Origin of the sequence: Bartonella sp. AC70YNML, from assembly GCF_042196545.1 — a bacterium.
Lineage (GTDB): Bacteria > Pseudomonadota > Alphaproteobacteria > Rhizobiales > Rhizobiaceae > Bartonella.
In genome coordinates this window covers 1-22,216 of record NZ_JBHIQK010000003.1, presented here as the reverse complement: position 1 = coordinate 22,216, position 22,216 = coordinate 1, and the positions used below count along the sequence as shown (strand labels likewise).

Below are 22,216 nucleotides of genomic sequence, written 5' to 3'. Positions count from 1 at the left end.
TTACTTCATCTCACACCTGCTGAATATGAGCTTATTCTTTTTCAATAAATGAAAGCCCCTTTCATTCATACATCATTCAACATAAGAAGCCATCCGCCTCTCAAACTTTTTGTCGTCCTCACCAAACTCATGAAATCAAACCCGCATCTCACGGTATTAGTTCTTAAGATCACGCCCCCTACCGAGTATCTGACGGCATCCTTACCCTAGAAACTCAAATGGCTTGTTTATCCTTCAGCTCCAAAATCATGAGATATGGCAGAAAAAAGCGATGCCTTAAACAAAATATTCTAAAGAAGCTAAGCTACTCGTATAAAGGAACAGAAAATGGCTGTATCTTAGATCACATTTTAAAACTTAAGCACGATCATAATTTATTTGCATAAACCTAAACACCTATAATTTGCACCACCCTCTGCAAAACTAGAAGTGAGAAATCCTCATAACCTCTTTTCCGAAAATCTTAAAAATACTAAACGAAACCTCTTAAACTGCTCAGCTATCTCGATACCAGTTCATTTTTTTGGAAGAACGGAGGTTTAAGCTGTTTTTGGCATCAACCTTCTTTTTTGTTCTTTTGTTTGTTAGCAGATATACTATTCATTTCCCCCGCCTCTTTTTAAATTAAATCTTAAGAATCGTCGCACCATATATTTCATTTGTCCTCCTCTTCACATTTCAGAAGAGGAGGGTTTTTAACAAAATTCAGTCTGCAAGCAATCTCGTTTTAACGGGTTCCATTTAACTTCTCCTTAATAGGATTTACTTCCATAAGACTCGACAAGAAAGATTTAAAATATTCATCATGCATTCTCAAAACATTTAATGCCTCAAGAAGGCTTATATGCCTACCATATCTCACATGATGTGGTGCGCTATAAAACGCTTACCTCTAGTGATACGCTCCACTTAATGAACAAAGCGTTTTCTAAAATAGAGCAGCAAATAATACTAAACTTTTCCCATTCATTTTTTGCTTCATAAACGCTTCATCTAAGTATAAAGCATCTCCACAAACATGCCCAAATTAATAAAGCTTAATCGCGTGAAAGAGCGACAACAGGGTCAAGCCGTGAAGCTTGCCGCGCTGGAGAAAAGCCAAAACATATTCCTATGAGGGTTGAAAAAGTAAGAGACATAATGATCGATTCAATAGTATAAACCAAATGGATAGGTGCCTTAAACAGAAGAAACAAGCCACCGATAGAAAGTCCAAGCAAGATTCCCAAACCACCACCAATCACACAAACCAAAATCGCCTCAATGAGAAATTGCTGTAAAATATCACTTTGTCGTGCACCAACTGCCATACGCACGCCGATTTCATTGATCCGCTCAGAAACAGTGACCAACATAATATTCATCACCCCTATACCCCCCACAACCAGGGAAATAGCTGCAATTGAAGAAATTAAAAGTGTTAAAATATTTGTACTCTCCATGATACGTTCACGGAAAAATTCAGAATTTCTAATGAAAAAATCCTCCCCGCCATGCCGCATAATGAGAAAACGTTTTATCATAGTCTCCGCTAAATGTGAATCAATATCATCAGCAATCCTAACGGTAATTGCACGAACTTCTGTTGTACCAAGAAAACGCGTCTGCACTGTTGTATAGGGTAAATAAAGCTGTAAGGTATTTGATGTATCTCCACTTGCATTATTTTGCGAATCAACAACACCAATAATACGCGCTGGAACATTACCCACATGCACCACCTTTCCAAGGGGGCTTTCATGGCTATGGGGGAAAAGAACAGACAACGCTTCTTTCTCGATCACGAGATCAACCGCCCGATCATGGACACTCTTGTGATCAAAAAACTGTCCTTTGAAAACTTTGAGCCCCTGTGTCTGAAAAAATTGTTCTCCCACCCCCGCAATGACAGCATTGACTTCAACTGCACCAAAACGTACTTTCGAGCTTGCTGAAATCTGTGGTGTTACACCAGAAACATAAGGTAATCCAGATAAAGCTTCTGCATCAGCTTCAACCAAACTGGTTATTTTTTCTGCTTGTGGATCAGAAAAACTTTTGCCAGGAAAAATGGTTAATGTATTAGCACCTAAACTTTTAAAATTTTCCAGAATTTTCTCTCGTGTACCATTCCCTAAAGCTACCATAGCAATAATCGCCCCAATACCGATAATCACCCCAAGCATTGTTAGAAAAGTCCGCATGCGATGTGCATTCATGGCCAACAAAGCCATCACAAACGCCTCACGGAATCGCTCAACAAAAGAACGAAAAAAGCCCAGTTTTTGTTGGCCTTTTAGATTTTGTTGTTCCTGAAGAGATTTTCTACCAACTTTTGTTTTTCCAACCCTTGACCGCTTATCAGCAATAATTTCCCCATCACTGATTTCGATAATACGCTCTGCTCTTTCAGCTACCTGCATATCATGGGTTACAATGATAATAGTACGCCCTTCTTGATGAAGTTCATCCAAAATATGCAATACTTCTTGCCCACTCTTTTTGTCCAATGCACCAGTTGGTTCATCTGCAAGAATGACCTCCGCATTATTCATGAGCGCCCGAGCAATAGAAACACGTTGTTGCTGACCACCAGAAAGCTGATTTGGACGATGATTTATCCGATCACCCATGCCCAAACGCGTTAAAAGATCCTGTGCCCGCTGTTTCCTTGCTTCCACAGCACATCCTGCATAAATAGCCGGAATTTCAACATTACCAAGAGCTGTCAGTTCATTCAACAAATGGTAACGCTGAAAAATAAAACCAAAATGATTACGTCGCAAAGCCGACAATTCATCCGCAGAAAGGGAAGCTGTTTCTTTACCAGAGATCCAATAACGGCCAGAAGTTGGACGGTCAAGACAGCCTAAAATATTCATCAAGGTAGATTTACCTGAACCGGAAGCACCTACAATTGCCACCATTTCACCACGTTTAATGGTAAGATTGATGTTTTTCAAAACGGTAACAAACGCTTCGCCGGCAGGAAATTTGCGCACAATATTTTCCAAGACGAAGACGGCATCTGCTTGATTTGTGCTCATGCTTTAACTCTCGTCTTCGCTATGCATGTTAGAAGACTCTGGCATCACTCCATCAGACGAACTGGTGACGACGACATCACCCTCGTTAAGTCCTGAAACAATCTCTGCCATAACCTTATTATTCAACCCAACGCTCACCTGTTTAGTAACCACCTTATTTTCCCCCACTAAAACAGAAACCCATGCTTTACGCTCTCTTGTCTCATCGCGTAAAGCATCACTTGGAACCAACAAGACATTCTGCGCGCGCCCTAAGATAATATGAACTTGAGCAGTCATATAGGTTCGCAAAAAATTATCCGCATTATCAACATGTAGAATTCCATTGTAATAGATCGCCGATGATATTAAAGCACTAGAACCACTCACCATACCAGGATTAATACTCACATCAGCACGAATTGCTTCAGGAGCCGGCTCTACTTTTTCTAAAACGCCTTCATAACGACGCTGTGAATTACCTAAAACTGTAAAATAAAGTGGTTGTCCAGCTCGGACTTTAAGAATATCTGCTTCTGAGATTTGCGCCTTGATCGTCATCTTTGATAAATCACCCAAAATAACAATTGTTGGCGCCGACTGAACCGCATTCACATTCTGCCCTTCTTCCACAACTGTTGCCAAAACCGTTCCTGCTGAAGGGGCAGTGATGCGTGTATAACCTAAATTAACCTCTGCACTCTCCACATCAATTTGTGCTTGCACAATCTGTTGACGAAGTTGTTCAATTTGCGCCTCGCGTATTTTCACCTGTGTCGCAGCCTCATCGAGGTTCGCCCGTGAAATCGCTCGTGTTTCGATCATTTTTTTCTGACGCTCTAAATTTTTTTGTGCAAGAGAAAGATAGGCTTCTTGTTCTACCAAACTCGCATAATAATGCGATAATGCTGCTTTTTTTCTTTTTAAATCATTTTCCTGATCTGTAGGATCAATTTCTGCCAAGAGATCGCCTTCTTTCACAACACTCCCAGGGGAAACATGCATTGACACCACACGCCCTGTTGCTCGCGCACCAACAGCCACCAACCGGTAAGGACGTACAAGACCAGAAGCTAAAACACTTTCCTCAATATCCCCACGTTTCACCACCGCGGTTATATAAGTTGGAGTAGATGTTCCAAAAAAAACAGAACGTAACCATAACAACAAGAAAATGAGAAATATAGCAGTTAAAAAGAAGGAAAGTTTTTTGTGTTTTGTAATGAAATTTTTGAGTAAGTTTTTTTTCATTTCCCTACCTTTGCACGCGAACGAGGTGCATTATCAACGACTTCTGGACGCGATACATCAACAACGCCATCCCAGCCCCCCCCCAACGCTTTCATCAACGTGATATATTGCGTAACCAAAGAAACACGGCTATCTTTAAGCGCCATTTGTGCAGAATAATAAGAGCGATCAGCATTTAACAATTCAAGAAAACTAGTATTTCCATTCTCAAAAAGGCTCCGTGAAAGTTTTAAGGAATGAAGAGAAGCTTTATTCGCAACGATTAACTTTTCTAAGCGTTGATGTTCCTTCGTCAATCTTACAAGCGCATTTTCTACATCTTCTAAAGCCTCCAACACAGCAGCTCGATAAGTAATAAAAGCTTGATCACGCTGCGCGCGCGCTACCGCAATAGAAGCCTCGACCTGACCTCCATTAAAAAGAGGAAAACGAAGACCAGGTCCAAAAGACCAGCCAATCGTTGAATTTTTCCATAACTGATCAATTGCCGTTGCTGCTGTCGAAATATTACCTGTTAAAGTAAGTGATGGATAACGATCTGCTTCACGTTGACCAATCCGTGCTGTCGCTTGCGCATATTGACGCTCTGCCCGTCGTAAATCTGGACGTGTTAACAAAATATCGGCTGGAATCCCTGCTGGTATCGGCCAGCGTGGTTGTGGAATCTTTGCATGCTTAGCATTTTTTTGTAAAAGATCCTTCAATGCCGTAGGCACACGACCAGTTAAGACAGAAAGGCGATGAACGCTCATTGCTAAATTCGCTTCCATCTGTGATATATCTGCTTCTGTATTTGCCATTTGTGCTTGCGCATTTGAAACATCAAGCTCAGAAACATCACCAGCTGTTAATCTAGCGCGCATCAATTCATAAGTTTTACGTTGTGATACAGCAATTTGCCGCACAATAAACAACTTTTGTTGCCAACCACGCATTTGCACATAATTTGTTGCCACATCTCCTAGTAATGTCACCATGGTAGCGCGCATATCTTCCACAGCCGCATCAAGGCCATAACGCGCTGCTTCAACCGCACGTTTATGCCCACCAAAAAAATCAAGCTCCCAGCTTGCATCAAAACCACTACTATACTGGTTGAATAATGCATCAGACTGTCCAGAACGACTACGGGTTCCTGAAATTGAATTGGACACATTTGGCAAAAGAGTTCCCACAACCTGTCCTAAACCCGCACGCGCCTCACGTACCCGAGCTTTAGCAACAGCAACATTATTATTTCCAGAAATCGCGTAATCCATTAACGCATCTAGAACAGGATCATTCAAATGCCGCCACCATCCGGCAAGCGCAACGGGCTGCCCTGCAGTCTGTGCAGATTTTTCTCCCCAAACTGCTGGAACACGAAAAGATGTCTTCTGGTAATTAGGACCAACCATACATCCTGACAAAAGCAAACACAACAAGACACTAAAAAATAATCCACGAGAAGCGCCCCATTTGAGATTTCTGATATACATCCAGTCTCCCGCATTCTTTCAGAATCATTATTTAATATTAATACTTTATTTACCTCTTATTTCAAACTTGACGTGAAAAATCAAATACAGTTTGCACAGGAATATGATCTGAAGGACGTTCCCATCCGCGCGCATCACGAAAAATCGAAAGATCTACAACAAAAGGGGCTAAATCTTGAGAAGACCAAACATGGTCAAGCCGCCGTCCATAATCGGTAAATGCCCAATCGCGAGCACGATAACTCCACCATGTGTAAAGCTTAGTAGGAACAGGAATATGCAACCGCATCAGATCAACCCATCCACCTTGACAACACAAATCCTGCAAACGCTCGGTTTCAATGGGAGTATGGCTTACAACCTTCAACAATTGTTGATGAGACCAAACATCCTCTGCCAAAGGAGCAATATTTAAATCTCCCACCAAAAGAGAAGAAAGACCATCGCCTTGGTCCGCACGAATGGAGGACATTTCTTCTAAAAAATCAAGCTTATGACGAAACTTTTCATTCACATCAGCATTAGGGATATCTCCCCCAGCAGGAACATAAAAATTATGAATCCGCAAGCTTCTCCCATGGGCTTCCACAATAACTGAGATATAACGGCAATCTTGGTTTTGACAAAAAAAACGTTTTTCTACCTTTTTAAAAGGCAAACGAGAAACAATAGCCACCCCATTATAAGATTTTTGTCCACTCAATGCGATATGCTTATAACCCGCTGCTTCAAAAGCCTCCACTGGAAATAAAGCATCTGGACATTTTGTTTCCTGTAGACACAATACATCTGCGGAAAAGAGTTCCAAATACTGAAAAACCTGTGCAAGACGCAAACGAATAGAATTAATATTCCAAGTCGCAATACGAAAGAACATTTGTTTTAATCCCAATGACGTAACACTCTTTCTTCATTTCTTCGAAGGAAGTGTGAACATCCCATTAGCGAACCGGACGTCTGTCCGCACATTCATAATCTGCACAGTAGTTTCCAAATTTTGTTGGTCAACAATTGTCCACTGTCGCAAAGCAGAGCCTTTAGAATCAAAAACCATCCTTATTTGCCCTGCCCCAATCGTCTGATCACGCAAAACAATCGTCACGGCCCCAGGATCTTCGCGAAAGGCCAACAAACGCCCAGAAGATACATCAATTTTATCATCCAACAGAAATTTCATTGGCGTTTGCGAAAGTTGTGAAAAGTTCCAAGTATTCAAAGCTCGATTGTTAATGCCCACAAATTGACCATCTGCAATAATCTGTAAAGGCATTTTCTTGTAAATAAAACGAATTTTCCCTGGACGCTCTAGATAAAACGTTCCTTGAGTCATCTTTCCCTTTGGACTAAATTGAATAAAATCACCTGTCATTGTTTTGATTGCCGCAAAATGGTTCACAACATTCTGCGCCTTTGCCACTTTATTAGAGGCTTGCGAAAAAGCAGGAAAAGTTAAACACCAAAAGACAATAATCCCCACAAACCCAAAGACTCTTCTTTGCGACAAAAAAGACGTTTTCATAAAAAATGCTCCCAAGCAATACTTAATTGGCTTTATAATTCATAACTTAAGTAATCAACGACGAATAAATACCCTTCTTTATAAGATAAAGATATTGTTTGAAAAAAATATCAAAAGATTTTTAAAAGTATTCTTCTTCGACAATCTCCAAAACTTTTCGCTTACCCATATCATTCGCTGGACTAATAATGATGCCTTCTTCTTCTATCCTTTCGATCAATGTGGCGGTACGGTTATAACCAATGCCTAAACGACATTGAATATAAGAAGTTGAAGCCTTACGATCACGAAGCATAATAGCAACAGCTTGACAATAGGAATCATCTGCTAAAGAAAAAGCTAAAGAAACATCCTTTTTTATTTCTTGCGATATCGTTTCCAAATAATCAGTCTGCGTTTAAGTTTCCGAAAGCATCCAATTTTCCCGCTTTTCTAAACGCATAATATATTCTTTTCCACCCCTAATCTATGAAGCAACATAAATTATAGTCAAGACATAATGGATTAAGGACTAAACATATTACTCGCAAACCTGAAAGCTCTTTTAAGTATCAAAAATACTTTTTTGACTTCCTTCTCGCCCAAAAGAATAAAAAATTTCATCAGAACCGCTCTGTAAACAGTTTAGAGTTTAGCAAATTTCACTTAGCTTCCCACCCCATATAATTCATTTATATTAAAACTCGAGAGATCAGCCTTGCCCTAAATATTTAGAGCGCACTTAAAAAGACACTAAAATATCAAGTCTTACATGCTTTTACACCCCTATACTCGCAATAACATTATTTTATACCAAGATATTGATTTATAATAATTTATCTTTTTAACTTAAATCATAACGCCAAATACAATAAGATTCTTTCATCACATACTCTCTCATATTGAATCAATTCAAATCATTTTCTTGCACGTTACAAGCAAGGTTGGTGTATGGATAAAAGTTATATAAGATAAAGAATCCCCTTATAAGGAGTCTCAAGTACCAAAGAGCTATCGCAAATTGAGAGCTGGTATATGAAAATGCAGACTTTCTACGATACAATAGGATAAACACTTGTTTTACAAGGTATTATAAAAAACAACTATCAAGATTTTTCAAAAGCGCTCTTCTTCAGCAGGCACTAAAATTTCTCGTTTCCCTGCGTGATTTGCTGGACTAATGATACCTTCTTCTTCCATCCTCTCAATCAATGTCGCAGCACGGTTATAACCAATGCCTAAACGGCGTTGAATATAAGAGGTCGAGGCCTTACGATCACGAAGCACAATAGCAACAGCTTGACTATAGGGATCATCTTCTGAAGGAGAAGACAAAGAAACATCAGCACCATCCTCTTCAACTTCTTGCGTAATTGTTTCTAAATAATCAGGTCGTGCTTGCGCTTTGAGATGCGCAACAACCTGCTCCACTTCATTATCCGCAACAAAAGGCCCATGCACACGCTGAATACGTCCTCCTCCCATCATAAAGAGCATATCTCCTTGTCCCAATAATTGCTCAGCTCCCTGTTCGCCTAAAATTGTTCGGCTATCAATTTTGGAACTCACAGAAAAAGAAATGCGTGTAGGAAAATTGGCTTTGATCGTACCAGTAATAACATCGACGGAAGGACGCTGTGTCGCCATAATTACATGGATACCGGCAGCACGTGCCATTTGTGCTAAACGTTGAACCGCTCCTTCAATATCTTTCCCAGCAACCATCATCAAATCAGCCATTTCATCAATAATGACAACAATATAGGGCATAGGACTAAAATCAAGTGTTTCCGTTTCATAAAGAGGCTCACCGGTCTCGCGATCAAATCCAACTTGAATTGTCCGCACCATTGTCTCTCCCTGACTTGCAGCTTCTCTAAGACGCGCATTAAACCCATCAATATTACGAACGCCTAGTTTTGACATTTTACTATAGCGCTCTTCCATTTCACGAACAGCCCACTTTAAAGCAATGACGGCTTTTTTAGGATCTGTCACCACCGGTGTTAATAAATGAGGAATGCCATCATAAACCGAAAGTTCAAGCATTTTTGGATCCACCATAATGAGACGACATTGCTCAGGTGTCATCCGATAAAGCAGAGATAAAATCATTGTATTGATAGCAACAGACTTTCCCGATCCTGTTGTACCAGCAACCAAAAGATGAGGCATTTTTGCTAAATCTGCAATAACAGCTTCTCCCCCGATTGTCTTACCCAAAGCAAGTCCTAGCTTTGCTTTGCTGTCAATAAATTCTTGCGCCTGCAACATTTCTCGTAAATAAACCATCTCACGCTTTGCATTAGGCAGTTCTATTCCAATAACATTACGTCCTGGAACCACCGCAACACGAGCCGAAATCGCACGCATCGAGCGTGCAATATCATCTGCCAAACCAATGATACGGGAAGACTTAATGCCAGCAGCCGGTTCAAATTCATACAAAGTTACTACCGGTCCAGGACAAGCATCTATAATTTTTCCTTTTACCCCAAAATCTAACAAAACCCCTTCAAGCTCCTGAGAATTTGCTCTTAAAACAGCAGGAGAAAGTTTTGCATCCCTAACAGACGGTGGTGGAACCGAAAGATAATCTACAAGTGGAAGAACAAAGCCACCATTTGAAGAAGCTGTTAAAGACTTTCGATTTTTAACAGGAGAAACATAAGCTTTATTTTGATTTTCCTCACGCTTTACTTTTTCACCTAAAAAAGTTGGCTCAATCCGATCAAATGGCTTTCCTTGCCCTTTACTCTGAAAACGCCTTTTGAAACAGAATAAACGAAAAAAACGCGCTTGTAAAAAATAAAAAAGATGCAAAAGAGCGCCACAAGTTGTCGCAAAAAAACCATGATTTTCACGATCCTCCTCTGCGGCATATTCCGTATCTTCTTCCAACTCAAAGACTGGATTAATGATTTCGTCTTTTGGAATGTTTTTTTCTTTTCTTTTCTTTGTTCGACGCCGCCATATTACATTACCAGCAAAAGCAGCGGTGAAAAAACCTAAAAGAATAAAAACAACACTGAAAAACACCGTGTAAGGAGGAGAAAGAAAAAGAGGAAAGACTGAAGAAGCAACACTTAAAACTTTATCTCCTAAAACCCCTCCCAATCCCATTGGCAATGGCCAATAAGTAAAAGAAGCAATAGGTGACATAAGAGCAAAAGCAATTAAAAAACAAATCGTTGATAGCACCCATAAAAAAAAGCGCAAAGTCAAATTGTAGATATTCTTTTGCGCCAACAAGAGAAAAGACCAAAATAACGGTGGCAACAAAACAGAAAGACTTGCCAAGCCAAAAAACTGCATAATAAAATCTGAAAAAATTGCCCCCATCCACCCCATAAGGTTTGTAACCTCATTTGTACTTGCATGAGTTAAAGATGGGTCCGCAACATTCCACGTCGCCAAAGCAAACACACAAAAAATAATAAAGCCCAAAAGCCCGAGCCCAATAAATACTCCTATCTGACGCAAAAACATCTCAATAAGACGCGAACCTTGAGAATTTCGCACTTCTAATGAATCATAAGGAGAAGAACTTCGGTGCATCTATCAATTCCAAATACAAAACTTTCATATTTTAAAGAGTTATAACTCCCTCTCTCTCTTAAAAAAGGATGAAGCTTAAACTCTGTACCAATTTGTAAACAAATAGCCTGTAAACAATCCGACTTCTTATCTAGCGCGTTCTACCTTCTAACCACTTCATATCATTCATATACCACCACCCTAAGAGATAATCCTTCATAAGGCGCACAAAAAGCTCTCCCTGAATATTTATCACACGATCAACCAAAAAACACCTTATGTGTAAAGTGTTACATGGGTGCTATAGGCACCTTCTTAAAAAAATAATATTTTTTACGCTACATCATGATAATGGCGAAATATGAATACTGTTTTAACCATCACGAATGACCACAATTTTTATCTATTTTTATCTATCATACTAACGAAATGTCCCCCTTCAGGACAAGCATACTGAAGTAACTCACACAACTTAAAAAAATACACGACCATCTTTGTTTATTTTTAGTTTTCTTTTTTATCAACCAAGTGTAAAAAGAATTGAAGAAGATATTTAAAAAAGCTTATCCGATAAATCTGTAAGATGAATCACATAAATGATTAAGCAGAAAAACTCTGAAAAACCAATATGTTATCAGATTGGCGTTAAAAAGAAATCTCGTTTTTGTAAAGCAGAGAGAAAAGTAAAAGTTAAGATATTTTAGGCAATGTAAAAAGATATTCTTTTTAAAAGAAAGCAAACTATAAACAATGGAAGAAGTATTGTGTGTTCTAATCGCAATAAAAATGTACAACCCAATAAAAAAATTAAATCTCATAAAACTAAACAATGTGATCTGCTCATTGCAGGAGGGGCGGCTGTCGGTTTAGCCCTAGCGATAGCACTCAAGCAAACAGCCCCTAATCTGAAAATAAAAATCGTTGATGCTGCTCCACAAGGAGATACCCCTGCTTCTAACATACGAACCATTGCCCTTGCTGCTGCTTCTATTCGTATGTTAAAACAATTACAATGTTGGAAATCTGTAAAACCCTATGCGCAACCCATTCATTCAATGATCATCACAGATACAAGCACAAATGATCCGGTCAAACCCACTCTTTTAACCTTTGAAGGCGACATTAATCCCGGTGAGCCCTTTGCTGCCATGGTAGAGCATAGAGAACTCATCAATACTTTAAAAAAACGTGTCAAAGATCTCAATATCCCTGTTATTACAAACACACGTGTCATTGATTTTCATCAAGAAGACCAACATACAACCGTCACTTTAAATAATGAAGAGGTTTGGCAAACAAAATTGCTTATTGCAGCTGACGGAGCCCATTCGAAATTACGCCAAAAAGCAGGTCTTAAAAACTTTTCTCATCCCTATAAACAAACAGCAATCATCTGCACAGTTGAACATGAAAAACCCCATAATGGTCAAGCAATTCAACATTTTTTACCTGCCGGTCCTTTTGCTCTTCTCCCTCTTAAAGGCAACCGATCCGCCATTGTGTGGAATGAAGATCATAAAACTGCGCAATATTATCTCAAAGCGGATGCACTTATTTTTGAAACAGAACTCGAAAGACGTATTGGCCATCGATTAGGCAAACTCTCTTGGAATGGCGAACGTCAAGCTTTTCCTTTGAGCCTTTCTTTAACACGTCAATGCGTTAAACCACGTTTTGCTCTCGTTGGCGATGCCGCCCATACCATCCACCCCATTGCAGGACAAGGACTCAATTTAGGATTACGCGATAGCGCTGCGCTGGCTGAAGTGATTATTGAAACAGCACGACTAGGTCTTGACATTGGCTCTCTCACAGCTTTAGAGCGCTATCAAAGCTGGAGACGTTTTGAAATTGTCCGTATGGCTTTAAGCAATGATTGGCTTAATAAACTCTTTTCTAATGATAGCCTTCTTTTACGGATGCTCCGCGATACCGGCCTTGGAATCATTAATCAAGCGCCAAAAATAAAAAAATACTTCATTCAAGAAGCTGCCGGACTCACTCCAAATGCCCCACGTCTTCTACACGGCTTCCCACTTTAAGCGAAAATTCATACTATTTCACTTTTTTTACAACCTTTGCCTTCCTCCTTTAAAGAACAAAAAATTCCTATCTCATCCAATCTGTTTACAAACCGGATTCCTGTCGAGTAATTTTTTCTTGACTTCCTCCCCCCATATTTCACTCAACATAAGACTCGACAAGCAAGCTACATTCTAAGAATATTCACCATGCACTGAAAAAAACGTTTAATGTCTCAAAGAGGTTACCTTATATCACCACTTAAAAGAAGCCATTTCACAGCATAACAAAATAAACAAGACTTTTTAGTACACAACACTTTTATTTATAATAATAAATTCATTGTTCTCATATTGAGTGAAAAGTCTAAAGATCATAAAATACCCTTGTTTCAAATCTCTCTCATGTTGAAGCAATCAAAATCATTCGCTTGTACATCACAAGTGAGAGTATCGTATAAATAAAAACAATTAAACAAAGCAATACAAAGACTCCCTCTCTCAAGGACTAAGGGCTTTAGCAACATTGGAGGCGAGTAAAGTGTATAATGGCACCGGCATACACTTTTTATCGAAGTAAAAATGGTGGTGTACAATGGATTTTATATGATCATAGGGACTTTTACGTTATACTATTCAAGAAAAGCGCCATAAAATAAGCTTAATTGCATTGAAAAATTTTTCTTTTAAAAAAGCACGTAAATTGGAAACATAAATGTATTCGGTTTGGGACATTCTGCTTCTCAGATAAACTCTTTAACTTATTGTGGAATGCCACACGACTTTAGAAAAAATATTCCAATATATAAAAAGTGTTCCGTACACTATACCGTCACACACAATTGTAAACCTGCATATCACCCCCTATTTCACACCATAAAAGAAGATAAACCGCAATAGAAATGATCCAATCCTTTTATTTTCAAATACGCTCTTTATTCATTATTCATAAACGCTCATAAATGAATTTTAATCACAAACGCTCAGAAATATGTCATAAATTCTATAAAACCCATAACAGCCATAAAAATTTTCCATTTTTCTACATACTCACTCATCTCAACTAAACGAACGATAAATAAAGTAAATGCCTCATATATAATCTTACAGAAAAAGACCAAACAAAATCTATAACATCAGGCTTGTTCTAAAAAACAGTATTTCAAAAATATAAGTATGCTAATTTATTAACATATTAATTGCTAAAATTATCATTTTACATATTGAGTTAAAATCCCTATGCAATAAATTATTGTCATTTCGACCATTTTTGTAAAGAATCAATAAAACTATAAAAAGAAGTAAAATATCCCGCTCTCTCAAATGCCAAAAGCAATTACAATATTCCTAATCTGGCATCATCATTATGCTTGCCAGATTATAATAACAAGACTTTTTGCATTTAAATAAACTTTTTCACGCTCCCTATCATTGTATTTGGTAACTCAATACTTTAATATATTCGTTCAGTATGTTTATACAATCAAATTACCCAAAAGAGCATACTTCTTGCATTTACATTCCTTGGTATTCCCTTATCTTGTAAATATCGCATACGTGTTACGTTACTTCGAGTTCATCAAGTGTATACCCATTCTCCAACCACTCTTTAATCCACTTAGGTCTACGTCCACGCCCATTCCATAATTCCCATTGGTTATTGGGATTTCTATAATGGCGCTCTTTGCTCACAAGATCAGCGATATCAATTCCATGGGCATTAGCAATTTCAAGAATTTTTCGTCGCGCATTTTGCTTTTCCTTTGCTTGCCGTTTTTTTAATTCCACATCGATTTGTGTACGCATCTCTTGTAGTTCATCAAAATTCATATTTTTGAGATCATTCACCTTAATTACTCCCCTTGCAAAAAAAGAATTTCTTTTTGTCATATTTTAAACACAATTATAGACAATTTCTGTCCATTTATTATCGAAATTAAAATTACGATACATATATCATTTTGACGGAGATGTGCTTTGAGCCACAAAGAACTGTTTATTGGTATATCAATTACCGCCACTGCATCTTTTTTCAGTTCAGTTATTGGAACTACTAAATGCAGTGCTCAAACACCATCGCACCTCTCTGACTCTTATGAATCAGTAGTCAAAAGTAAATATAAATCGTCACTCTATAAGTTATGGCAATGCGCAACAAAGAACAAGCCCTCTCTGTATAATGATAGTGTAGTTCATTATGACAGGAAAACCTCCCTTCATACACAACGGCTTTTTACTTCGTATAAATTTTTTTTGAAAAGATTTTTGCAACTAGAGAATTATATAAAACAAGCAGCTTCAATACAGTATCAAAGATTATTATTTTTTAAAAGCAACGCCTTTCTTCGTGATTCCAATAATATTGGTTGGCGTAATGTGCTCTATTTTATTCCACACTTTTATCTTGTTAGTTGGATATTCGCATATATTAGAAATATTCTTAGAAGAGAACAAAGCAATAATCACAAGGAATATTCTGAGCTAAACAATCTCATTCTGCAAATTTATAAAATCAAAAGACAACGAGAAAAAGCACAACACAGAATTAGCATTTGTATTAATAAAATTCTTCATAATAAGGTGTGTTGCTAATGATTGTTCCAGATTTCACATTTTTTGCTGCTGCATACATATCCAATATGCCTCCCATGACATTTTCAGTTGTTGCCGAACAAGAAACGCGGGACAATATCTATGTAACAGATGATAAAGATAACTTGTTCTATCAATCATCTCAGTTTAAGGAAACAATCGCAACAGTTAAACAGAGCGAACATAATTTTAACATAATTTTAGGGCAAATTGATGTTGGAAATGTGAAATTGTTTTCTCTTTTTGATGCGTTTGATTTTTGCAGAAATATTACAGCTGTACAAAGCGCTTTAACTTACTGCTATGAACAAACAACATCAAAGTGCATCTTTGAAAAAGCGACTTTGCAGTCTGTGCTGAATTTTTACAATACAGAAAACTCAAACCATACCCGTATGCAAAAAATTACTTCATATATTGGAGTAAAAGCTGCTGTACGAGGAAATGAAGGCTTGCAGGAGCCTATAAAGCTTAAAAAAGAAGAACCAGAACAGACAACTAAAGTAGATTCTCTTCCTCTCTCTTCAAAAGGAGAGGAAGATGCATTTACACATAAAGAAAGTAGCGCCCACGATGCTTTTTCAGCTGAAGATTTTTCTTCATCGAGAAGATCGCTGAGTGATGACTGATATTTTCACGAAACCCCAGAATTTTGATAGGATATTATAATGAAAAGTAGATAAGAAAATGTTAAAGCTCTAATTAGTAAGATTGAACAAAATCTCTTCTAATTGAGGGCAAAGATAATGAAAATGATAGAACAAAACAGCGTTGATATAGCATTTAGTCAAAAAGCAGCACGTGAGATTACAGTCGTGATGCTTTCAGAAAGAGAATGGTATTTCACGTTTATTTCCGATGATCCAATCACCGGAAAGCCAAATAAATATACGTTACTTACACAAAGAGGAAAACTAAGAACTTGGGCTGATCCAAAATATCTTTTTAAGTTTCTTCATGAACGAGGGGTCATTTGTGGGAGTTTTAATCTTAATCAGGATAAAGAACATGAAACAATTAAATATTCTTCACACAACAGCTCGTAATAGAATTGCTGCATTTTCTGCAGTTTTAACTGTGTTTTTTATGGGTAATTCAGCTCATGCACAAGCCCAAGCAGTAACTTTAAAAAATGCGGAGACAGCTCTAAAGGGGTTACAAGGCGATATTGAAAAAATTATACCTATTGCTGCTGCTATTATACTATTATGCTTAGCAATTGGTTATGCAGGACGCTACATTGGAAAAGATACATTCGTACGGTGGGCAATCGGGGTCGTTATCGCTGGTTCAGCAGCCCAACTTGTTACACTGCTATTTAAAACAACATAATAATGGCATTAATTATAAATTATAAAATACAATATGTTTGTTCATATAAAAATATTATCTAGATTTTAATTAAGAGTGAAATATGCAAAAATTAATTAGTATTCAATCGAAAAATAACAACAAAATCATCGCATTTTCTGCTGCTATGATTGCGTTCTTTATAAATAGTTCTGCTCATGCACAAGCCAAACCATCGGTTTTAACAAATGCATCGGACGCTCTAACAGCTTTACAGACAGATTTAAAAGTGATTATTCCTGTCGCTGCTGCTGTTATACTTTTATGCTTAGCAATTGGTTACGCAGGCCGCTACATAGAAAAGGATACATTTGTACGCTGGGCAATCGGTGTTGTCGTCGCTGGCTCAGCAACCCAACTTGTTACTCTACTATTTAAAACAACAAACTAATAGCATTAATTATAAATACAATATGTTATCTAGAACTTTAATAAGAGTGAAATATGAAAAAATTAATTAATCTGAAACCAAAAGGTAACAACAAAATCATCGCATTTTCTGCAGCTATAACTGCGTTTTTTATGGATAGTTCTGCTTACGCCGCCAGCGCAAGCGTTTTAAAAAATGCAGAGACAGCTCTAACAGGTTTACAGACAGATTTAAAAGTGATTATCCCTATCGCTGCTGCCGTTATACTGTTGTGCTTAGCAATTGGTTATGCAGGACGCTACATCGGAAAAGACACATTTGTACGGTGGGCAATCGGTGTTGTCATCGCAGGTTCTGCAACCCAACTTGTTACTCTGCTATTTAAAACAACAAACTAATAGCATTAATTATAAATACAATATGTTATCTAGAACTTTAATAAGAGTGAGATATGAAAAAATTAATTAATCTCAAACTGAAAAGTAACAACAAAATCATCGCATTTTCTGCAGCTATAACTGCGTTCTTTGTGAATAATTCTGCTTACGCCGCCAAAGCGAGCACTTTAACAAATGCAGAGAAGGCTTTAGAAAGTTTACAGGGCGATATTCAAAAAATTATACCTATTGCTGCTGCTATTATACTATTATGCTTAGCAATTGGTTATGCAGGACGCTACATCGGAAAAGACACATTTGTACGGTGGGCAATCGGGGTCGTTATCGCAGGTTCAGCAACCCAACTTGTTACACTGCTATTTACAACACCATAATAATGGCATCAATTACAAATAATACAACACGATACGTTTATACGATAGACAATTAGTATTATTATCGTGCCCTCTACAACAAAACTTACTGCAATATTATTGAAAGGTAATTCATGAATCATGTATAATACGTAATGTTTTTAATATCCATCGATTATAGGTGTGTACTAGTAATAATGTAGCCATACTGAAAAAAGGAATATTAATTATAGCAACTTTAATTAAAAGGGGATAAAGGATATGAAACAATCAAATACGTTTCAAGCGAAGTCGTGCAACAGGATTAATGTTATTATCATCACTTCAATGATGTTATTAATAACGCAATCTGCATATGCTCAGACGGAAACAGAGAGCCTGGATGCTTTCATAGGAATGCAATATGGATTAAGTATACTTATTCCTATCGTCGCCATCATTATTCTTTTATTTCTTTTGCTTATTTATATATTTCGCATCATCGCAAGAGCTACATTTATACGATGGGCCTTCAGCGTCATTATTGCTGGTGCAGCCTTTTATATTAGCCACATATTATTTCACCTCCACTGACAAGAGCACCCCATGAAATCACAAGAACAAAAAGAATTCCCCCTATTCAAAGGAGCAACACGTGTTCCAACGATATGGGGTGTCCCCATGATGCCATTTATCGTTATGGTTATGGGGGTCGCTGTTATTGCCATGACAGTAAGTATCTTTTTGTGGATTATGGCACCTCCGTTATGGTTCATTATGGTGCAAATTACTAAAAACGATGATAAGGCGTTTCGTATCTGGTGGTTATGGATCGATACTAAATTTCGCAATCGCAACAAAGGTTTTTGGGGCGCATCAAGTTATAGTCCCTCTGATTATAGTAAAAGGAGATAAACATGACAGCTGTTGAAAGCAGCAAACGCCTTGCATCAGAGGCACCTGTAAGCCTGTTTCTGCCTTATTCACATCATATTACAGATACGATTATTTCTACTAAAAATGCGGAATATTTGTCAATTTGGAAAATTGACGGGCGTTCACATCAAAGCGCTTCAGAAGAAGATATTTTTCAATGGGTAAAAGAGCTTAACAATACTCTACGGGGTATTGCATCGGCCAATTTATCATTTTGGACGCATATTGTGCGCCGCCGTGTTTATGAATATCCTGATTCAACATTTGATCAAATGTTTTGCTATCAGCTTGATGAAAAATATCGACAAAGCTTTACTGGTTATAATTTGATGGTCAATGATTTATATCTGACTGTCATTTTTCAACCGATAGCGGATAAAATTATGTCGTTCTTTTCTAAGCATGAACGTGAAACGCTTGATCAAAAAAAGATGCGACAAGACACATGTATCAAAGAACTCAATGACATCAATCGTACTTTAGGCCAATCTTTAAACCGTTACGGTGCAGAACTTCTTGGTGCTTATGAAAAAAATGGGCATGTTTATTCTTCTGCACTTGAATTCCTTGGAATGCTTGTCAATGGTGAATATCGCCCTATGCCAATTTGCCATGACCGTTTTGCTGACTATATGTCTGTCAATCGACCTTTTTTCTCAAAATGGGGCGCTCTTGGTGAACTGCGAACAACCAGTGGAATGCGTCGATTTGGAATGCTGGAAATTAAAGAATATGATGCAACAACCAAACCAGGACAATTGAATGTTTTGTTGGAAAGTGACTTCGAGTTCGTATTGACGCAGAGCTTTTCAGTTCTCTCCCGACATGCTGCTAAAGACTATTTACAACGGCATCAGCGTAATCTGATTGATGCACGAGATGTGGCAACGAGCCAAATTGAACAAATTGACGAAGCACTAAACCAGCTTATCAGTGGTCATTTTGTCATGGGAGAACATCACTGCACATTGACGATCTATGGTGATACAATTCAACAAGTTCGCGACCATATGGCCAAAGCAAGTGCAGCATTACTAGACGTTGCAGTACTACCCAAACCTGTAGACTTAGCGATAGAGGCTGGCTATTGGGCACAACTTCCTGGCAATTGGAAATGGAGACCGCGTCCTGCTCCGATTACATCATTGAACTTTTTATCATTTTCATCTTTTCATAATTTTATGTCAGGAAAACCCACTGGCAACCCATGGGGGCCAGCCGTCACAATTCTTAAAACAACCAGTAAAACACCGCTTTATTTCAACTTTCATGCCTCCAAACTTGAAGAGGACTCAACAGATAAACGTTTGCTCGGTAATACCGCACTTATCGGACAATCTGGTTCTGGTAAAACCGTGTTACTTGGCTTTTTGTTAGCACAAGCACAAAAATTTAAGCCGACAACTGTTGTTTTTGATAAAGATCGTGGCATGGAAGTTGCCATTCGAGCGATGGGTGGAAAATATTTAACATTCAAGCCAGGTAGAAAAAGTGGTTTCAATCCTTTCCAACTCCCACCCACACAAGAAAATCTTATTTTTCTGAAACAATTTGTTAAAAAATTGGCAGAAGCTGGTGGTGAAGTCACGCATCACGACGAAGAAGAAATTAACAAAGCCGTTATGTCTGTTATGAGTGCTAACATTGACCGATCACTCCGTCGTTTGTCCTTTCTAGTACAATTTTTACCAAATCCACGTTTAAGTGATTATAATGCTCACCCATCTGTTCATGCTCGCTTACTAAAATGGTGTGAAGGTGGTGATTATGGGTGGTTGTTTGATAATCCCCATGATGCTCTTGATCTCTCAACACACCAAATTTACGGTTTTGATATCACGGAATTCTTAGATAATTTTGAAACTCGCACTCCAGTGATGATGTATTTGCTTTACCGCACAGAAGGCATGATTAGCGGACAGCGATTTATGTATATCTTTGACGAGTTTTGGAAGCCTTTGCAAGATCCGTACTTTGAGGATTTAGCGAAAAATAAACAAAAGACTATCCGTAAACAAAATGGTATTTTTGTTTATGCAACACAAGAGCCTAGCGATGCCTTGGAAAGTAATATTGCCAAAACACTCATTCAACAGTGTGCAACTTACATTTTTCTAGCCAATCCCAAAGCAAATTATGAAGATTATACAAAAGGCTTTAAACTAACAGATGCCGAATTTGAACTCGTTAAAGGACTTGGTGAGTTTAGTCGCCAATTCCTCATTAAGCAGGGTGATCAATCTGCGCTTGCAGAACTGAATCTTGGTAAATTCCATCTGACACGCGATGGAAAAACCATCGAACACGACTTTAGTGACGAGCTCTTGGTGTTATCAGGAACGCCTGATAACGCAGAGTTAGCCGAAAGCATTATCGCAGAAGTTGGTGATGATCCAGCAATATGGTTGCCAATTTTCTTACAGCACGCAAAAAATGACAGGAGGGAAACATGAAAAAAAAGGTCATTTCAATAGTAGTTGTAATAACTTTAGGGATTTCAAACCCAGCGATGGCTTGGGTTTGGGGCGCTGGGGCGGCGGATTTGGGAGCATCAGTCCCAACGACGTGGCCTAATTTTTTTGGAAAGTCATCTTCAAATAGATCAAAGCCTAAAAAAACTCCACAGGAAAAGAAAGCGCCACCTGATGCCCAACTTCTCGATATGCTAAAAAAACAACTTGAGGAAACAAAAAAGATACACGAATCTATAACGGGAAGCCAAAAATTCGACACTAAAAAGCTTAAAAATGTACAAACAGATCACAGTAGCTTTTTTCTCAAAAATCCAGAGAATCTCTACAATAGAAATAAAACTTCTGCTCTATCTACATCACTTGAAAATATTTTAAAAGAAGAAGAAATTCCTGTCACTATCCATGAATCTAGCAGTTTTATCAACAAGCGCATCCAATATGCAGCCATCACTGATAAAGCCGTAAGTTTAAAAACTTTTCAAGAAGCAAACAATCGTTTTCAGCAAATTGAAGAACTATTAAAAGAAATCACGACAACAAAAGATCTAAAAAGTATTGCCGAGTTACAAGCACATATAATTGGAATGCTTGCTATGCTACAAAATGAAACAGCAAAACTACAAATGGTTACACATTTACGCAATGCTGAACATACACTTATCAAACAACAGAAAGATAAGCATAACATAAAAATTTTGAATAGTAAAAACACGAAAATGCCTACCATAAGATTTATTAGGTAAAGCTTTTATAATAACGTTTTGTATATTATTTCCCTATATGCTTGTAAAAAGAAAAAGTTAATGCGTAATACTCAATTCTCTCTCATAGATCAAAAAGGTCTACGAAGTTTAATTTTATCCTTAAAAAGTTCAACGAAAAATGCTTAAAAATCATATAAAAAGTTGAAAATTCATTAAAGAGGAATTCCATGGACTTTACAGTGTTCACGCAACTTTTCAATAAAATTGATC

The 22,216-nt window shown here is 37.9% G+C and carries 18 protein-coding genes and 1 pseudogene; 11 read left to right on the top strand and 8 right to left on the bottom strand.

The window, feature by feature from the left end:
• Positions 1–1,037: 1,037 nt before the first annotated feature.
• The 7 genes and pseudogenes from ACFIMU_RS03550 to ACFIMU_RS03520 form a co-directional block, all read right to left on the bottom strand.
• Positions 1,038–3,026 carry a MacB family efflux pump subunit gene (locus tag ACFIMU_RS03550; protein ID WP_375606597.1) on the bottom strand — a complete coding sequence of 663 codons (1,989 nt, stop codon included), beginning with the start codon at positions 3,024–3,026 and terminating at the stop codon, positions 1,038–1,040.
• A 3-nt stretch (positions 3,027–3,029) separates the two neighbouring features.
• Positions 3,030–4,256 carry an efflux RND transporter periplasmic adaptor subunit gene (locus ACFIMU_RS03545; protein WP_375606598.1) on the bottom strand — a complete coding sequence of 409 codons (1,227 nt, stop codon included), beginning with the start codon at positions 4,254–4,256 and terminating at the stop codon, positions 3,030–3,032.
• Positions 4,253–5,734 carry an efflux transporter outer membrane subunit gene (locus ACFIMU_RS03540; protein WP_375606599.1) on the bottom strand — a complete coding sequence of 494 codons (1,482 nt, stop codon included), beginning with the start codon at positions 5,732–5,734 and terminating at the stop codon, positions 4,253–4,255. The genes ACFIMU_RS03545 and ACFIMU_RS03540 overlap by 4 nt, the downstream gene beginning before the upstream one ends.
• A 61-nt stretch (positions 5,735–5,795) precedes the next feature.
• Positions 5,796–6,611, bottom strand: a complete 816-nt coding sequence (locus ACFIMU_RS03535) for an exodeoxyribonuclease III (protein WP_375606600.1) — start codon at positions 6,609–6,611, stop codon at positions 5,796–5,798.
• Between the two features lie 33 nt (positions 6,612–6,644).
• Positions 6,645–7,253 (bottom strand): outer membrane lipoprotein carrier protein LolA, encoded by a 609-nt coding sequence (locus ACFIMU_RS03530; RefSeq protein WP_375606601.1) that lies wholly within the window; start codon positions 7,251–7,253, stop codon positions 6,645–6,647.
• Positions 7,254–7,374: 121 nt separating this feature from the next.
• Positions 7,375–7,641: pseudogene (locus ACFIMU_RS03525) on the bottom strand (DNA translocase FtsK); the annotation flags it as partial.
• Positions 7,642–8,348: 707 nt separating this feature from the next.
• Positions 8,349–10,790 (bottom strand): DNA translocase FtsK 4TM domain-containing protein, encoded by a 2,442-nt coding sequence (locus tag ACFIMU_RS03520; protein ID WP_375606602.1) that lies wholly within the window; start codon positions 10,788–10,790, stop codon positions 8,349–8,351.
• A 743-nt stretch (positions 10,791–11,533) separates the two neighbouring features.
• Here ACFIMU_RS03520 and ACFIMU_RS03515 point away from each other — a divergent pair.
• Positions 11,534–12,811 (top strand): ubiquinone biosynthesis hydroxylase, encoded by a 1,278-nt coding sequence (locus ACFIMU_RS03515; RefSeq protein ID WP_375614525.1) that lies wholly within the window; start codon positions 11,534–11,536, stop codon positions 12,809–12,811.
• A 1,539-nt stretch (positions 12,812–14,350) separates the two neighbouring features.
• Here ACFIMU_RS03515 and ACFIMU_RS03510 read toward each other — a convergent pair.
• Positions 14,351–14,638: an H-NS family nucleoid-associated regulatory protein gene (locus ACFIMU_RS03510; protein WP_015857007.1), complete on the bottom strand. Its 288-nt coding sequence runs from the start codon at positions 14,636–14,638 to the stop codon at positions 14,351–14,353.
• Between the two features lie 743 nt (positions 14,639–15,381).
• On the opposite strand from ACFIMU_RS03510, the gene ACFIMU_RS03505 reads away from it, so the two are divergent.
• The 10 genes from ACFIMU_RS03505 (at position 15,382) to ACFIMU_RS03460 (ending at position 21,985) form a co-directional block, all read left to right on the top strand.
• Positions 15,382–16,011, top strand: a complete 630-nt coding sequence (locus ACFIMU_RS03505; RefSeq protein WP_375606604.1) for a TrwN protein — start codon at positions 15,382–15,384, stop codon at positions 16,009–16,011.
• 117 nt (positions 16,012–16,128) lie between these two features.
• Positions 16,129–16,428, top strand: coding sequence for a KorA family transcriptional regulator (gene korA / locus ACFIMU_RS03500; RefSeq protein WP_015857010.1), 300 nt, complete (start codon positions 16,129–16,131; stop codon positions 16,426–16,428).
• Positions 16,391–16,714, top strand: a complete 324-nt coding sequence (trwL, locus tag ACFIMU_RS03495; RefSeq protein WP_375696827.1) for a VirB2 family type IV secretion system major pilin TrwL — start codon at positions 16,391–16,393, stop codon at positions 16,712–16,714. The genes korA and trwL (ACFIMU_RS03495) overlap by 38 nt, the downstream gene beginning before the upstream one ends.
• 82 nt (positions 16,715–16,796) lie before the next feature.
• Entirely contained in the window at positions 16,797–17,123 is a 327-nt protein-coding gene (gene trwL / locus ACFIMU_RS03490) for a VirB2 family type IV secretion system major pilin TrwL (protein ID WP_375696826.1), read from the top strand.
• A 53-nt stretch (positions 17,124–17,176) separates the two neighbouring features.
• Entirely contained in the window at positions 17,177–17,500 is a 324-nt protein-coding gene (trwL, locus tag ACFIMU_RS03485) for a VirB2 family type IV secretion system major pilin TrwL (protein WP_375696825.1), read from the top strand.
• Between the two features lie 53 nt (positions 17,501–17,553).
• On the top strand, positions 17,554–17,874 hold the full coding sequence (gene trwL / locus ACFIMU_RS03480; RefSeq protein ID WP_375696824.1) for a VirB2 family type IV secretion system major pilin TrwL: 321 nt from the start codon (positions 17,554–17,556) through the stop codon (positions 17,872–17,874).
• Positions 17,875–18,114: 240 nt separating this feature from the next.
• On the top strand, positions 18,115–18,426 hold the full coding sequence (locus tag ACFIMU_RS03475; RefSeq protein WP_375606608.1) for a conjugal transfer protein: 312 nt from the start codon (positions 18,115–18,117) through the stop codon (positions 18,424–18,426).
• 12 nt (positions 18,427–18,438) lie between these two features.
• A complete protein-coding gene (locus ACFIMU_RS03470; RefSeq protein ID WP_375606609.1) occupies positions 18,439–18,747 on the top strand; it encodes a type IV secretion system protein VirB3 in 309 nt (102 codons plus the stop codon).
• A 2-nt stretch (positions 18,748–18,749) separates the two neighbouring features.
• On the top strand, positions 18,750–21,221 hold the full coding sequence (locus ACFIMU_RS03465) for a VirB4 family type IV secretion/conjugal transfer ATPase (protein ID WP_375606610.1): 2,472 nt from the start codon (positions 18,750–18,752) through the stop codon (positions 21,219–21,221).
• The gene (locus tag ACFIMU_RS03460) at positions 21,218–21,985 is read left to right on the top strand and encodes a type IV secretion system protein (RefSeq protein WP_375606611.1); all 768 of its coding nucleotides are present in this window, start codon (positions 21,218–21,220) and stop codon (positions 21,983–21,985) included. Before ACFIMU_RS03465 ends, ACFIMU_RS03460 begins: the two co-directional genes overlap by 4 nt.
• Positions 21,986–22,216 lie beyond the last annotated feature (231 nt).

Bases quoted from the DNA above. Each gene is read 5' to 3' on its own strand.
- ACFIMU_RS03550 (WP_375606597.1), bottom strand. From the start codon at position 3,026: ATGAGCACAAATCAAGCAGATGCCGTCTTCGTCTTGGAAAATATTGTG.
- ACFIMU_RS03545 (WP_375606598.1), bottom strand. From the start codon at position 4,256: ATGAAAAAAAACTTACTCAAAAATTTCATTACAAAACACAAAAAACTT.
- ACFIMU_RS03540 (WP_375606599.1), bottom strand. From the start codon at position 5,734: ATGTATATCAGAAATCTCAAATGGGGCGCTTCTCGTGGATTATTTTTT.
- ACFIMU_RS03535 (WP_375606600.1), bottom strand. From the start codon at position 6,611: ATGTTCTTTCGTATTGCGACTTGGAATATTAATTCTATTCGTTTGCGT.
- ACFIMU_RS03530 (WP_375606601.1), bottom strand. From the start codon at position 7,253: ATGAAAACGTCTTTTTTGTCGCAAAGAAGAGTCTTTGGGTTTGTGGGG.
- ACFIMU_RS03520 (WP_375606602.1), bottom strand. From the start codon at position 10,790: ATGCACCGAAGTTCTTCTCCTTATGATTCATTAGAAGTGCGAAATTCT.
- ACFIMU_RS03505 (WP_375606604.1), top strand. From the start codon at position 15,382: ATGATTGTTCCAGATTTCACATTTTTTGCTGCTGCATACATATCCAAT.
- korA (WP_015857010.1), top strand. From the start codon at position 16,129: ATGAAAATGATAGAACAAAACAGCGTTGATATAGCATTTAGTCAAAAA.
- trwL (WP_375696827.1), top strand. From the start codon at position 16,391: ATGAAACAATTAAATATTCTTCACACAACAGCTCGTAATAGAATTGCT.
- trwL (WP_375696826.1), top strand. From the start codon at position 16,797: ATGCAAAAATTAATTAGTATTCAATCGAAAAATAACAACAAAATCATC.
- trwL (WP_375696825.1), top strand. From the start codon at position 17,177: ATGAAAAAATTAATTAATCTGAAACCAAAAGGTAACAACAAAATCATC.
- trwL (WP_375696824.1), top strand. From the start codon at position 17,554: ATGAAAAAATTAATTAATCTCAAACTGAAAAGTAACAACAAAATCATC.
- ACFIMU_RS03475 (WP_375606608.1), top strand. From the start codon at position 18,115: ATGAAACAATCAAATACGTTTCAAGCGAAGTCGTGCAACAGGATTAAT.
- ACFIMU_RS03470 (WP_375606609.1), top strand. From the start codon at position 18,439: ATGAAATCACAAGAACAAAAAGAATTCCCCCTATTCAAAGGAGCAACA.
- ACFIMU_RS03465 (WP_375606610.1), top strand. From the start codon at position 18,750: ATGACAGCTGTTGAAAGCAGCAAACGCCTTGCATCAGAGGCACCTGTA.
- ACFIMU_RS03460 (WP_375606611.1), top strand. From the start codon at position 21,218: ATGAAAAAAAAGGTCATTTCAATAGTAGTTGTAATAACTTTAGGGATT.